Here is a 12,561-nt window from a genome sequence, read left to right as displayed (position 1 = left end):
TCACGTGCGACCGCTACCGGCGGGTCAGCCCTCGGGCGTGACCTCCGCCGTCTTGACCGTGGCTTCGGTGGCCTTGCGGGTGCGTCGGCGCGGCTTGGCCGGGGCCTCGGCGGCTGCCTCGGTGACGGTCTCCGTGGCCTCCACAGCGGCTTCGGTGGCCTTGCGGGTGCGTCGGCGCGGCTTGGCCGGAGCCTCGGCGGCTGCCTCGGTGACGGTCTCCGTGGCTTCCACAGCGGCTTCGGTGGCCTTGCGGGTGCGTCGGCGCGGCTTGGCCGGAGCCTCGGCGGCTGCCTCGGTGACGGTCTCCGTGGCTTCCACAGCGGCTTCGGTGGCCTTGCGGGTGCGTCGGCGCGGCTTGGCCGGAGCCTCGGCGGCTGCCTCGGTGACGGTCTCCGTGGCTTCCACAGCGGCTTCGGTGGCCTTGCGGGTACGCCGGCGCGGCTTGGCCGGAGCCTCCACGGCCTCGGCGGCCTCTGTCACGGCCTCGGCGGTGTCGACCGCGGCTTCGGCGGCCTTGCGGATGCGTCGGCGCGGCTTCGCCGGGGCCTCCACGGCCTCGGCGGCCTCAGCGGCCTGCGGAGCCTCGACGACGGCTTCCGCGGTGCCGGTCACCGTCTCGGCCGCCTCGGCCGTGGCCTTGGTGGCGCGGGTGCGGCGGCGGCGCGGCTTGGCGGGCGCGGCCTCGGCCGCATCCGGGGTGGCCTCGGCGGCCGGAGCCGGGATCTGCTCCTGCCCCTCCGCGGTCCGCACGGCCTGCTCGGCCGCCTCCTCCGCCACCTGGGGCGCGGCAGTGGCGGTGGCCCCGCTGCGGGTGCGGCGACGCCGGCGCGGTGTGCGCGGGCCGGCGGCCGGGGCGTCCAGGGCCTCGGCCGTGGCGCCCTCGGCGGGGGTGGCCGCCGGTGCGGAGCCCGCCTCGTCCATGGCCACGCCGCCACGGGTGCGGCGCCGCTGGCGCGGCGTCCGGGTGCGCTTGGGGCGCTCCTCCTCGGCGTCCCGGCCACCGCGGCCGCGGCCACGGGCCCCGCGGCCGCCGGTCTCGCCGAGGTCTTCGATCTCCTCGGCGGCGAGCCCGGCGCGGGTGCGCTCGGCGCGCGGCAGGATGCCCTTGGTGCCCTCCGGGATGCCCAGCAGCTCGTAGAGGTGCGGGGAGGTGGAGTAGGTCTCCTCCGGGTCGTTGAACGACAGCTCCAGCGCCTTGTTGATCAGCTGCCAGCGCGGGATGTCGTCCCAGTCGACCAGGGTGACGGCGGTACCCGACGCGCCCGCGCGGCCGGTGCGGCCGATGCGGTGGAGGTAGGTCTTCTCGTCCTCCGGCGACTGGTAGTTGATGACGTGCGTCACACCCTCGACGTCGATGCCGCGCGCGGCGACGTCGGTGCAGACCAGCACGTCGACCTTGCCGTTGCGGAAGGCGCGCAGCGCCTGCTCACGCGCTCCCTGGCCGAGGTCGCCGTGCACCGCGCCGGAGGCGAAGCCACGGCGGGAGAGCTGGTCGGCGATGTCGGCGGCGGTCCGCTTCGTACGGCAGAAGATCATCGCGAGCCCGCGGCCCTCGGCCTGCAGGATGCGCGCGACCATCTCCGGCTTGTCCATGGAGTGCGCACGGAAGACGTGCTGCGTGATGTTGGCCACGGTCGCGCCCTCGTCATCCGGCGACGTGGCGCGGATGTGCGTGGGCTGCGACATGTAGCGGCGGGCCAGACCGATGACCGCGCCCGGCATGGTCGCCGAGAACAGCATGGTCTGGCGCTTCGCCGGAAGCATGTTGATGATCTTCTCGACGTCCGGCAGGAAGCCCAGGTCGAGCATCTCGTCGGCCTCGTCCAGGACGAGGGCCTTGACGTGCGACAGGTTCAGCTTCTTCTGGCCGGCCAGGTCGAGCAGTCGGCCGGGGGTGCCGACGACCACGTCGACGCCCTTCTTCAGGGCCTCGACCTGCGGCTCGTAGGCCCGGCCGCCGTAGATCGACAGGACGCGGACGTTCCGCACCTTGCCCGCGGTGAGCAGGTCGTTGGTGACCTGCTGGCACAGCTCACGGGTGGGGACGACGACCAGGGCCTGGGGGGTGTCGGTCAGCTGCTCGGGCTTGGCCCGGCCCGCCTCGACGTCCGCGGGGACGGTGACGCGCTCCAGCAGCGGGAGACCGAAGCCGAGGGTCTTGCCGGTGCCGGTCTTGGCCTGACCGATGACGTCGGTGCCGGCGAGGGCGACCGGAAGCGTCATTTCCTGGATGGGGAAGGGGGACGTGATGCCGACGGCTTCAAGGGCTTCGGCCGTCTCGGGGAGAATCCCGAGGTCTCGGAAAGTGGACAGGATGCTTGCCTCTTCTGTGAGACGCGGCATGAGGCGGCGGAGGGGGTCGCTTACCGCGCCCGATGGTGCACCGGCCTGGGGAGGCCTGGGGGCGCGGGACCACTGCCTTCGCTCTAGCGCTCATGCCGCGAGCGGGTCCCTCCTGCCGTGCGTATCTCAGTCGCATACGCGCCGCTGGGAGGGCGGTCGGGTTGGAGCCGATCGGGCCACCGACCGGGCATCCGCATTCGTGGAACAACCCGCCGATACTCGACGGGCGCAATACCACTGTACCCCGAATGCGCGCATGTGTGACCGGCTAACCGAACGCGCGACTGATCAGGGCGTGTCTGACCAGGGCCTTCCCCCGGCCCCGGAGCGGGCTATTGTGCCCGCATGGAGACGCCTGACACGCCCAAGACCTCATCCGCCGACACCGGGAAGCCGACCGCCGAAGCCGCCACGGAGGCCACTGCCGAGGCCACCGGGATCGCCGCCCAGGACTGGGAGCGGGCATCGGCCGAGCCGCAGTACCGGGCCGCCGTGGTGGATCTTCTCGGCGCACTGGCCTACGGCGAGCTGGCCGCCTTCGAGCGGCTGGCGGAGGACGCCAAGCTGGCGCCCACCCTGGACGACAAGGCCGAGCTGGCGAAGATGGCCTCCGCGGAGTTCCACCACTTCCAGCAGCTGCGGGACCGGCTGGCGGCGATCGGCGAGGAGCCGACCGAGGCGATGCAGCCGTTCGCGGCCGCGCTGGACGAGTTCCACCGCCAGACCGCGCCCTCGGACTGGCTGGAGGGCCTGGTCAAGGCGTATGTGGGCGACTCGATCGCCAGCGACTTCTACCGCGAGGTGGCGGCCCGGCTGGACTCGGACACCCGCGCGCTGGTGCTGCGGGTGCTGGACGACACCGGCCACGCCACCTTCGCGGTGGAGAAGGTCCGGGCCGCGATCGAGTCCGAGCCGCGGGTCGGCGGACGGCTGGCGCTGTGGGCCCGCCGGCTGATGGGTGAGGCGCTCTCGCAGGCGCAGCGGGTGGTCGCCGACCGCGACGCGCTCTCCACGATGCTGGTCGGCGGGGTGGCCGACGGCTTCGACCTGGCCGAGGTCGGCCGGATGTTCTCCCGGATCACCGAGGCGCACACCAAGCGGATGGCCGCGCTGGGCCTGGCGGCCTGATCACGAGGGCAGCGGTCGGGGCGCCCGCCGGGTGCCCCACCGGGCCCGCACGGCGCCCGGGATTGACGGTCTGGAGACGGGTGCGCCGGTCAGGCGGTGACTGATCGTCGTACCCGGCCCTCGGGCCGCACCAGCAGCGAGAGCATCGCCACCGTGAAGGCGGCCGAGGCGACCAGCGTGAACGTCGCGTGACCGGAGCCCAGCACCGCGTGCGTCAGCAGGGTGCCGAGCAGCGCGGCCACCGGGCCGGTCGCCAGCACGAGTGGGCCGGAGGGGAGCCGCCGGGGCAGCCGGCGCGCCGCCGCCAGGGCGAGGGCCAGGCCGATCACTGCCGAGCCGAGCGCTTCCCAGACCAAGATCATGGTGCGTCCCTCCCGTAAGTGGACCGCGGCGCTCCTGCGCCGGTCGTGCCCGTCTTACCCCCTGTCAGGCAGGAACAACCCTCCCGTCAAGCGGGGACGACCTCTCGCCCGGACAGGGGACGACCTACGGCCCGGACAGACGACGGCGGCGGGGCTCCGGTCTTCACCGGAGCCCCGCCGCCGTCATGGCCGATCGAGTGGCGCTCAGAGCGGGCCGAAGCCCACCTTGCGAGTGGTCGGCTCGCCGATCTCGACGTACGCGATGCGGTCCGCCGGCACCAGGACCTTGCGGCCGTGCTCGTCCACCAGGCTCAGCAGCTGCGCCTTGCCGGCGAGCGCTTCGGAGACCGCGCGCTCGACCTCCTCGGCAGACTGCCCGCTCTCCAGGCTGATCTCGCGGGGCGCGTGCTGCACGCCGATCTTGACCTCCACGGCTATGTCCCTTTCGACGGTCCGTTGGGGTTGCGCGGTCAGCCGCGCCGTACGCAGCACACATTAGCCCGGCACGGGGACCGCCCGAGCCGGATGGCCGCACGCCCGCAGCGAACACCGACGCCGCGCCGGGGCGCCGGCACCCGCAGGTCAGTTCGGCTCGCCCTGGGCGTCGCTGCCGTGCAGCGGGAAGCCGGCGATACCCCGCCAGGCCAGCGAGGTGAGCAGCTGCACCGCGGTGTCGCGCGGCACGGAGCTGCCGCTGGAGAGCCAGTAGCGCGCCACGATCTGCGACACGCCGCCCAGGCCCACGGCCAGTAGCATCGACTCGTCCTTGGGCAGGCCGGTGTCCTCCGCGATGACCTCGCAGATGGCCTCGGCGCACTGCATCGAGACCCGGTCGACGCGCTCGCGCACGGCGGGCTCGTTGGTCAGGTCGGACTCGAAGACCAGCCGGAAGGCGCCGCCCTCGTCCTCGACGTAGGCGAAGTACGCGTCCATGGTGGCGGCGACGCGCTGCTTGTTCTCCGTCGTGGACGCCAGCGCGGTGCGCACCGCCTGCAGCAGCGATTCGCAGTGCTGGTCCAGCAGGGCCAGGTAAAGGTCCAGCTTTCCGGGGAAGTGCTGGTAGAGGACGGGCTTGCTGACGCCCGCCCGCTCAGCGATGTCGTCCATCGCCGCCGCGTGGTAGCCCTGTGCGACGAAGACCTCCTGGGCCGCTCCCAGGAGCTGATTGCGTCGGGCTCGGCGCGGAAGGCGCGTGCCTCGTGCACGCACCTCGGTCTGCTCGATGGCTGTCACGCCGCCTCCCATGGATTGTTCTGTGCACGGTGTTCACCGCGCACGCCATCGTACTTTTGGGTAACAGGGACGCGCGCGTTCGTGCGGAGAATTTCATGGATCGGCCGATGCAGGAAGCCGACAAAAGGTGCAGGTCATCGGTACTCGTCCTCATTGAGTTCGACCACGCGTGCCTGCTCGACGCGGTCGGCCTCGTTCGCCGCGTCGGGGTCGGCGAGGGTCACCGGCTCATCACTTCGCGGGCTGAGCTCGGCGTGCTGCTCGGCGGCGTCGGCCTCCGGAGCCTCGACGTCCAACGAGGTGTCCGCGTCGTCCTCGAAGGTTTCGGGGTCGTCGGGGTCGACGGCCTGGGGATCGACGGTCTTGGGGTCGACAGTCATATGGCTCCGCCCTCCCGGGGGGTCCGTCATGTCCGGCTTTCGGGTGACTCACCCTCTGGTACGAGCCTAGGAGACGCGCGTTCCGGACGCTATGCGGTCTGTGACGGCGAACACACAATCGTCGGCGTGATCGTCTCGTAACATTGCCCGCATGTCTTCGACCGAGTCACCGGGGGCCGGCATCCTCCCCGTGGTGCCGCCCGCGCGGCCCGTGCCCGACGGGGCGGGGGAGACGGTGCGCACCGTGAGCCTGCCGGGGCTCACGCTGAACGTGCGCTCCCGTCCGTCGACCGCGGAGGACGGCGAGGACCGGGAGGGCCTGCCGCCCGCGCTGTACGTGCACGGGCTCGGCGGCTCCTCGATGAACTGGTCGGCGCTGATGGTCCGGCTCAAGGACCGGGTGGCCTGCGAGGCCCTCGACCTCCCCGGCTTCGGGGACTCCCCGCCGCCGGACGACGGCGACTACTCCATCACCGGACACGCGCGTGCGGTCATCCGCTACCTGGACGCCAGCGGCCGCGGCCCGGTGCACCTCTTCGGTAATTCCATGGGCGGGGCGATCACCACCCGGGTGGCCGCCGTCCGGCCCGACCTGGTGCGCACCCTCACGCTCATCTCGCCCGCGCTGCCCGATCTGCGACCGCAGCGCACGGCGCTGCCGACCGGGATGCTGGCCATCCCCGGCATGGCGCGGCTGTTCGTGCGGATGACCCGGGGCTGGACGATCGAGTACCGCACCCGGCAGGTGCTGGAGCTCACCTACGGCGATCCCTCGCGGGTCACCCCGGAGGCCTTCGCCTCGCTGGTGGCGGAGCAGGAGCGGCGCGCGGTCCTGCCCTACTTCTGGGACGCGATGGCCCGCTCGGCGCGCGGCATCGTCGACTCCTACACCCTCGGCGGCCAGCACTCGCTGTGGCGGCAGGCCGAGCGGGTCCTCGCGCCGACCCTCCTCATCTACGGCATGCGGGACCAGCTGGTCTCACACCGGGTGTCGCTGCGGGCGCAGAAGACCTTCCGTGACTCCCGGCTGCTGAGTTTGGTCGACGCCGGCCATGTCGCCATGATGGAGTTCCCGGACACAGTGGCAGAGGCTTTCAGGGAACTCCTCGACGAACTCGACGGAAGCGGTGTGGCGCGTGGGTAAACACAGCGCACGAGGCAATCGGGAGCACCGCGGCGAGCAGGCCCAGGGCGGCGAGGCGGCACCCGCCGCCCGGCCCGCACCGGCCCCGGATCCGGGGTATCAGGCCCAGGCCCCCAGGCAGCGGACCGGCTCCGGATACCAGGCGCCATCCGGCTATCAGGCGGACGGCTACCGGACGGGCTCCGGCTATCCGGCGGAGTCCGCCGGGGGCCCGGGCGGCGGGTATCAAGCAGGCTCTGTCGGCGGTCCGGCCGCCGGGTTCGAGGCGTACGACACCGGCCAGCACCTCCTGGGGCCGTACGGCGTCGGACGGTTCCCCGGCGGGCACGACGACGCCCTGCAGGACACCGGTGAGCTGCGGCTGGGCCCCTACGACACCGGCCAGTTCCCGACGCTGCCCGACCCCGTGCACGACACCGGAGAGCTGCGGCTGGGCCCGTATGACACCGGGCAGTTCCCCGCCGCCTCCGAGACCGGCGAGTTCCGCTTCGACCCCTTCGGCCGGTACGACACGGGGGAGTACCCCCAGCCTCAGCGGCCCGCATCGCCGTCCGTGCCGCACCAGGCCGCGCCCTCCGGGCCGGCCGGTCCCTCCTCGTGGCGGCCCGGCGCGTCCGGCCCCGCAGGCCCCGGCGGGCCGGTCGGCGTGCGCGGCGGGCACCCGGAGCAGCGTGAGCCGGGCGGCGGATGGGGGGCGCTGGGCGGCCCGGCCACCGCTCCCGGCCCGGCCACCCTCCACAGTCCGGCCGCCGGGCCCGGCGCCACCACCTCCGGTGCCGGTACCGCTGCGTCCGCCTCCGGTGCCGCCGCTGCCTCAGGTGCCACCGCCGCCGTCGCCGGGGGACTGCGGCTGCCGGGGCCGCGCCAGGAGTACGTCGAGGCGTTCGACGCCCTGGACGCCCGGCTTCGGGGCACCGCCGCCCCTGCTCCGGAGATCTCCCCGGACGCCGCCCCCGACTTCGGTGCCACGGCCGATGTGCCAGGTGCCACGGCCGACGTGCCCGGTGTCGTCATCGGCGCGCCCCGGCCGGCCGTGCCCGAGCCCGCCACCGAGCCGGCCCGGACCGCCGACGGTGCCGGCGGCGGCCGCACCGCCGAGCGGCATGGCGCCGCCAAGGGCGGGAAGGGCCGGGCGTTCACCGGGGTGGCCGCCGCGGCGGTCACCACCGTGCTGGCCGTCGTGGTGGCAGGCCAGGTCGCCGAGGGGGGCAAGGAGGAGAAGGCCGCCTCGCGGCCGCACGAGGACGTGGAGCGCGGCGACGACCGTGGCGTGTCCCGTGGCGAGCCGCGCCCGACCCCGACCGGTATACCGGCCGGCCCCGTCTCGTACGCCGAGAAGATGGCAGCGACCTACCCCTTGGACCCCGACCTCCAGGGGCCCGGCTCGTTCGTCACGATATCCGGGCACGACAAGGCGCCGGGGCGAGGTGAAGTGCGGCGCTACCGGGTGGATGTGGAGAAGGGGCTGCCGCTGGACGGCGAGCTGTTCGCCGAGGCGGTGCACAAGACGCTCAACGACGACCGCAGTTGGGGCCATGGCGGGAAGCTGACCTTCGAACGGGTCTCCTCGGGCCGCGTCGACTTCGTGATCACCCTGGCCAGCCCGGGCACCACCGGGAAGTGGTGCGCGAAGTCCGGTCTGGACACCACGGTGGACAACGTCTCCTGCGATTCCGCGGCGACCAAGCGCGTCATGATCAACGCCTTCCGGTGGGCGCAGGGTGCGCAGACCTTCGGCGAGGACCGGATGCACGCCTACCGCCAGATGCTCATCAACCACGAGGCCGGCCACCGGCTCGGGCACAACCACGAGAGCTGCTCCAGGGACGGGGCACTGGCCCCGGTGATGATGCAGCAGACGAAGTTCCTCACCACGGACGGCGCGACCTGTCGGCCCAACCCCTGGCCGTTCCCCGAGCGCTGAGTCCCGCTCCGCGAGATGGCTTCTCTCTTCGGAGACTCCCTTAACGCTCGTCGCCCGGAAAAGTAACGGGCGTTCACCCCTTCCGGTGGCGCGACGGACAACCGTCCGTCGCGCCACCGTCCGTCGCGCATAACGTGCCTTCCGCCGCCGGAAGGCGGCTGCCGACATCAGGATCGGGGGTGGGCGCGTGCGCGTCGGGCTGGTCACGGAGGGCGGATACCCGTTCGCGTCCGGTGAGGCACGGCTCTGGTGCGAACGGCTCGTCCAGGGCCTCGATCAGCATGAGTTCGAGCTCTTCGCGCTGAGTCGCACTGCCCGCCAGCATGCCGAAGGGGACCTCGGCTGGGGTCACCTCCCGGCCCAGGTGAGCCGGGTGCGGACCGCGGCACTCTGGGGCGACACACCGCATCCGGAGCGGCGCAGGGCGCGCGCTGCCCGCCGGGAGCGCGCCGGCGATGGCGCGCGCGGCACACACCGCCCGGCGCGCGAGGCGTACGGGCGGCGCGAACGGGCCTGGTTCGCCGAGCACTTCGGCGATCTGGCGGTGGCGATCAGCGCACCCGGATTCCAGGAGGGTGCCGCGAGCGAGGCGGACCGTTTCGCCAACGCGCTCTACGGTCTCGCCGAACTCGCCCGCGCACAGGGCGGACTCTCCGTCGCGCTCCGCTCCGAGCAGGCGCTCTGCCTGCTGGAGCGCGCCTGCCACACCCCCGGCGCCCTGCGGGGGGCGCACCACGCCCGGGTCGCGGACCTGCTCATCGTCGCCGCCCGGCTGGAGAACTGGCTGCGTCCCCTCTCCCTTGACTGGTACGGCCCGGCCGACACGGCTGCCCCCCGGCCGCGCGGCGGCGGGCGGCCCCACGACGGGACGGCCGACCGTGGACGGGTCGACCGCAGACGGGCCGACCGTGGACCGGCTGACCGCGATCCGGTCGACCGAGGACTGGCCGGGGTCGATCTGTGCCACGCCACCTCCAGCGGCCCGGCCGCTCTCCCCGGCCTGCTGGCCAAACGCTTCTTCGGTACGCCGCTGCTGGTCAGCGAGTACGGCGTGCGGCTCCGCGAGCACTACCTCACACACCCCGGCGGGCCGCACTCCGCGCCGGTGCGCACCCTGCTGGCTTCCTTCCACCGGTTGCTGGCCGCCGAGGTCTACGCCCAGGCCGCGCTGATCACCTCCGGCAACACCCACATCCGCCGCTGGCAGGAGCGCTGCGGCGCCGACCCCGAACGGCTCCGCACGGTCTACCCCGGCATGGACGCCGACTGCTTCGCCGAGGTCGGGGAGCGCGGCGAGCCGCCGCTCGCGGCCGGGGCGGCGCGGCCAGGGGCGCCGGAGGGCGGGCGTCCGAGCCGATCCACCGGCGGCCCCTCCACCCGCCGCCCGATTACCCGTCGCTCCGCCGACCAGGCAGCTGGCCAGGCTGCTGATCAAGTCATCGGCGAGGCCCACCAGGCCATCGGCGAGGCCGACAGTGAGGCCGCCGGGGGATCGGCGGGCGGGCCTGCCCAGGCGCCGGCGGCGGCATCGCCCCGGCGCGCCGCCGGGGGAGAGGCGCGGACCCTGCTGTGGATCGGCGCGCTGGAGCCGGAGCGGGACGTCCTCGGGCTGCTGCACGCCTTCGCGCGGATCCGCCGCGGCGAGCCCGGGGTGCGGCTGCGGATCGTCGAGACGCGGCGCGGCAGCGTCCGGCGCTCGGCTGCCCATGCCGCCCGCTCCCGCGCCTACGCGGCGCAGTGCCGGGCACTGGCCGCCCGGCTCTTCCCCGACCAGCAGGCGAGCGACCTCGCCGGAGCTCCCCCCGTCTCCTTCGAGGAACTCGCCACTCCCTCTCCTCCGGCCCCCGCGCCGACGGCTCCCAGAGGGGCGCGTGCGGCGGCCCCTGCTCCCAGGCCCCACCAGCCGCCCCGCACCGGGCTTCCGGAGCTCTACGCGGCGGCCCATGTCGTCGTCCTGTCCAGCCTGGTGGAGGGGGTGCCCGCCGGTCTGATCGAGGCGATGCTCTGCGGCCGGGCCACGGTCTCCACCGACGTCGGCGCGGTGTGCGAAGTCATCGGCGGTACCGGCCTGGTGGTGCCCCCGCGCGATCCGGGGGCGCTCGCGGACGCCTGCCTGGCGCTGCTGCGCGACCCCGACCGGCGTGCACGCCTGGGCGCCGCCGCGCGCTCCCGCGCCCTGGAACTCTTCACCACCGAGCGGAACATCGCGGCCTTCCGCGACATCTATCTGGACCTGATGTCGCACTGCCCGGTCCGTGTGGTGGAGGTTGACGAGGACGGCGAGCCGCTGCCGTTCGCCCGGCCCGCGGAGGCGCACCTGCCGGGTCGCTGGGCGGCGGGCCAGGGCCGCCGGCTCCCCGCCCGTACGCCTGCGCCCGCCGGCCGGGCCGCCCCGGACCGAGCACCGAGCTGGGCCGCGGACCGAGCACCGAGCTGGGCCACCGACCGCGCGCCGGGCCGGGAGATGGGCCGCGCACCGGTCCGGGCTGCGGACCGCGCACCGGGCCGGGTCCCCGGAGCGGCTCGCTCCGGTCAGCACCCGGCCCCCGCCACGCCCAAGGCCCCGCCCGGCGCGACAGCCGTCACCCCAGGCTCCGAGGAGGGCTGATGACGTCCCCCGACCGCGCACCCGTCCCCAGCTCAGGGCCCTCCCCGGCGGCCGCCCCGGGACGCGAGCGCGCCCGGGCCGCAGACGGCGACAGGGGCACCGCCGCCCGTGCCACCGGCTCCCAGCCCCGGTTAGCCGGCGCGCGGCCGGTCGTGGACACCCCCCGGACCCCGATCAGTCCCGGCGGCTGGGACGCCCACTCCCGCGCCCTGCTCGGCCCCGGCCCCGAAACCCCTCCGGCCGGGTGTCCCCCGACCGCCTCCGAGCCCTCCTCGGTCGGGTGTCCCCCGACCGCCCGCGAGCCCTCCCCCATCCGCCCGCCCGCCACCGGCCCCGACACCTGCCCGGCCGCCGCGGAGGCCGAGCATCCGCCGAAACCGGCCGATCCGGTGCTGGCGCTGATGCGGCAGTACCAGGCGCTGTGCGCTCACGCGGTCGACCCGCTGGAGATCGCCGCCGGGCTGGAGGCGCGGGGGATCACCGATCGGACGGCCGCCGCGCGCTTCCGGCACCGGGACGTCTTCTCGCTCGCCGAGGAGTTGTACGCCCGCACCCCCCGTGCGGACGAGCTCTACGCCCGCACCCGCCGTGCGGACGAGCTCTACGCCCCTGAGGGGTCCCCGCCAGGCGCTCCCCGCGCCCGTCGGCCGGCGGGCGGTACGCCCGGCGTGCGGGTCGCCACGGCGCTCGGCACCGGATGGCTGCTCGGCTTCGCGTTCCTCGGCGACCCCCTCCTGACCGAGCTGCTGAGCGGTGACCCGGACCCGGGCTGGTCCCCGGCCTGGCCGCCGCGAGTGCCTCCCGTCGCCCCCGGCGCCGTACCGTCGGCCGTCGCGCTCGCCCTCGCCGTCCTGCCCGCCGCGTACTGCACCCGGTGGTTCGCGCTGCGGTCGCGGCGATCGCTGTGGCGCAGCCAGGGGCTGAGGGAGTTCACGCGGAGCGTGCGGCCGCTGCTCGCCGCCGCCGTGGCGCTCTTCCTGTGCGCCCTCACCCTCCTGGTGCTCGGTGCCCGGCTGGTGCCGCCGGCCCGGGACCACCGCGCGGCACCGGCGGCCGCCGCCGTCGCGCTGGGCGGGCTTCTCTTCCTCGCCCGATTGCTCGCCGGGCACGGCCGCGCCCGCGTCGCCCTGACCGGCATCGCCGCCGCCTGTGCTCTGGAGGCGGCGACGCTGGGTGCCGCGGCGGCCGCCCGGCTGCCGGGTTGCGCGTCCCTCGACCGCCCCGTTCAGGAGGCGGTCGCCGCCGGCGGACCGGCCGTCGTCCCCGCCGTCGGCTGCGCGGTGGCCGCGCTGGCCCTGCTCTGCCACGCCCTCGGAACACTCGCCCGCGCCTCCGCCCACCGCCCCGCCGCCGCACCCGCGGGGGCACCTCCCTGCTCTGGGGGAGCAATCGCGAGCTCGGGGGAGCCGCGGTGACCCCTCACCACTGCCGCCGCGCCC

The 12,561-nt window shown here is 74.6% G+C and carries 10 protein-coding genes; 5 read left to right on the top strand and 5 right to left on the bottom strand.

Annotation, left to right across the window (positions count from 1 at the left end):
• Window positions 1–24: 24 nt before the first annotated feature.
• Window positions 25–2,343 (bottom strand): DEAD/DEAH box helicase, encoded by a 2,319-nt coding sequence (locus AC4BDD_RS09315; RefSeq protein WP_490690511.1) that lies wholly within the window; start codon window positions 2,341–2,343, stop codon window positions 25–27.
• Window positions 2,344–2,688: 345 nt separating this feature from the next.
• Here AC4BDD_RS09315 and AC4BDD_RS09310 point away from each other — a divergent pair, with 345 nt between their 5' ends.
• Window positions 2,689–3,471 (top strand): ferritin-like fold-containing protein, encoded by a 783-nt coding sequence (locus tag AC4BDD_RS09310; protein WP_490690510.1) that lies wholly within the window; start codon window positions 2,689–2,691, stop codon window positions 3,469–3,471.
• Between the two features lie 89 nt (window positions 3,472–3,560).
• Here AC4BDD_RS09310 and AC4BDD_RS09305 read toward each other — a convergent pair whose 3' ends face one another.
• The 4 genes from AC4BDD_RS09305 to AC4BDD_RS09290 all read right to left on the bottom strand — a co-directional run bounded on the left by AC4BDD_RS09305 (window position 3,561) and on the right by AC4BDD_RS09290 (window position 5,446).
• Complete coding sequence (locus AC4BDD_RS09305; RefSeq protein WP_490690509.1) at window positions 3,561–3,833, bottom strand: hypothetical protein; 273 nt, start codon at window positions 3,831–3,833, stop codon at window positions 3,561–3,563.
• 204 nt (window positions 3,834–4,037) lie between these two features.
• Window positions 4,038–4,265, bottom strand: a complete 228-nt coding sequence (locus tag AC4BDD_RS09300; RefSeq protein ID WP_490690508.1) for a DUF3107 domain-containing protein — start codon at window positions 4,263–4,265, stop codon at window positions 4,038–4,040.
• A 150-nt stretch (window positions 4,266–4,415) separates the two neighbouring features.
• Window positions 4,416–5,066 carry a TetR/AcrR family transcriptional regulator gene (locus AC4BDD_RS09295; protein WP_490690507.1) on the bottom strand — a complete coding sequence of 217 codons (651 nt, stop codon included), beginning with the start codon at window positions 5,064–5,066 and terminating at the stop codon, window positions 4,416–4,418.
• A gap of 134 nt (window positions 5,067–5,200) precedes the next feature.
• A complete protein-coding gene (locus AC4BDD_RS09290; RefSeq protein WP_490690506.1) occupies window positions 5,201–5,446 on the bottom strand; it encodes an Rv3202a family protein in 246 nt (81 codons plus the stop codon).
• Window positions 5,447–5,597: 151 nt separating this feature from the next.
• On the opposite strand from AC4BDD_RS09290, the gene AC4BDD_RS09285 reads away from it, so the two are divergent.
• The 4 genes from AC4BDD_RS09285 (at window position 5,598) to AC4BDD_RS09270 (ending at window position 12,537) form a co-directional block, all read left to right on the top strand.
• Window positions 5,598–6,590 (top strand): alpha/beta fold hydrolase, encoded by a 993-nt coding sequence (locus tag AC4BDD_RS09285; protein ID WP_490690505.1) that lies wholly within the window; start codon window positions 5,598–5,600, stop codon window positions 6,588–6,590.
• 646 nt (window positions 6,591–7,236) lie between these two features.
• Window positions 7,237–8,514: a DUF3152 domain-containing protein gene (locus tag AC4BDD_RS09280; RefSeq protein WP_490691718.1), complete on the top strand. Its 1,278-nt coding sequence runs from the start codon at window positions 7,237–7,239 to the stop codon at window positions 8,512–8,514.
• A gap of 187 nt (window positions 8,515–8,701) precedes the next feature.
• A complete protein-coding gene (locus tag AC4BDD_RS09275) occupies window positions 8,702–11,122 on the top strand; it encodes a DUF3492 domain-containing protein (RefSeq protein ID WP_490690504.1) in 2,421 nt (806 codons plus the stop codon).
• The gene (locus tag AC4BDD_RS09270) at window positions 11,122–12,537 is read left to right on the top strand and encodes a hypothetical protein (RefSeq protein ID WP_490690503.1); all 1,416 of its coding nucleotides are present in this window, start codon (window positions 11,122–11,124) and stop codon (window positions 12,535–12,537) included. Before AC4BDD_RS09275 ends, AC4BDD_RS09270 begins: the two co-directional genes overlap by 1 nt.
• The last annotated feature ends 24 nt before the right edge of the window (window positions 12,538–12,561 follow it).

This window comes from Streptomyces sp. JLBT605 (genome assembly GCF_058215555.1).
Note: the sequence above shows the minus strand (reverse complement) of the source record. Positions and strands in the feature narration are given on the sequence as shown.

Coding starts and splice junctions, on each gene's coding strand:
- AC4BDD_RS09285 (WP_490690505.1), top strand. CDS start 5,598: ATGTCTTCGACCGAGTCACCGGGGGCCGGCATCCTCCCCGTGGTGCCG.
- AC4BDD_RS09290 (WP_490690506.1), bottom strand. CDS start 5,446: ATGACTGTCGACCCCAAGACCGTCGATCCCCAGGCCGTCGACCCCGAC.
- AC4BDD_RS09305 (WP_490690509.1), bottom strand. CDS start 3,833: ATGATCTTGGTCTGGGAAGCGCTCGGCTCGGCAGTGATCGGCCTGGCC.
- AC4BDD_RS09315 (WP_490690511.1), bottom strand. CDS start 2,343: ATGCCGCGTCTCACAGAAGAGGCAAGCATCCTGTCCACTTTCCGAGAC.
- AC4BDD_RS09270 (WP_490690503.1), top strand. CDS start 11,122: ATGACGTCCCCCGACCGCGCACCCGTCCCCAGCTCAGGGCCCTCCCCG.
- AC4BDD_RS09310 (WP_490690510.1), top strand. CDS start 2,689: ATGGAGACGCCTGACACGCCCAAGACCTCATCCGCCGACACCGGGAAG.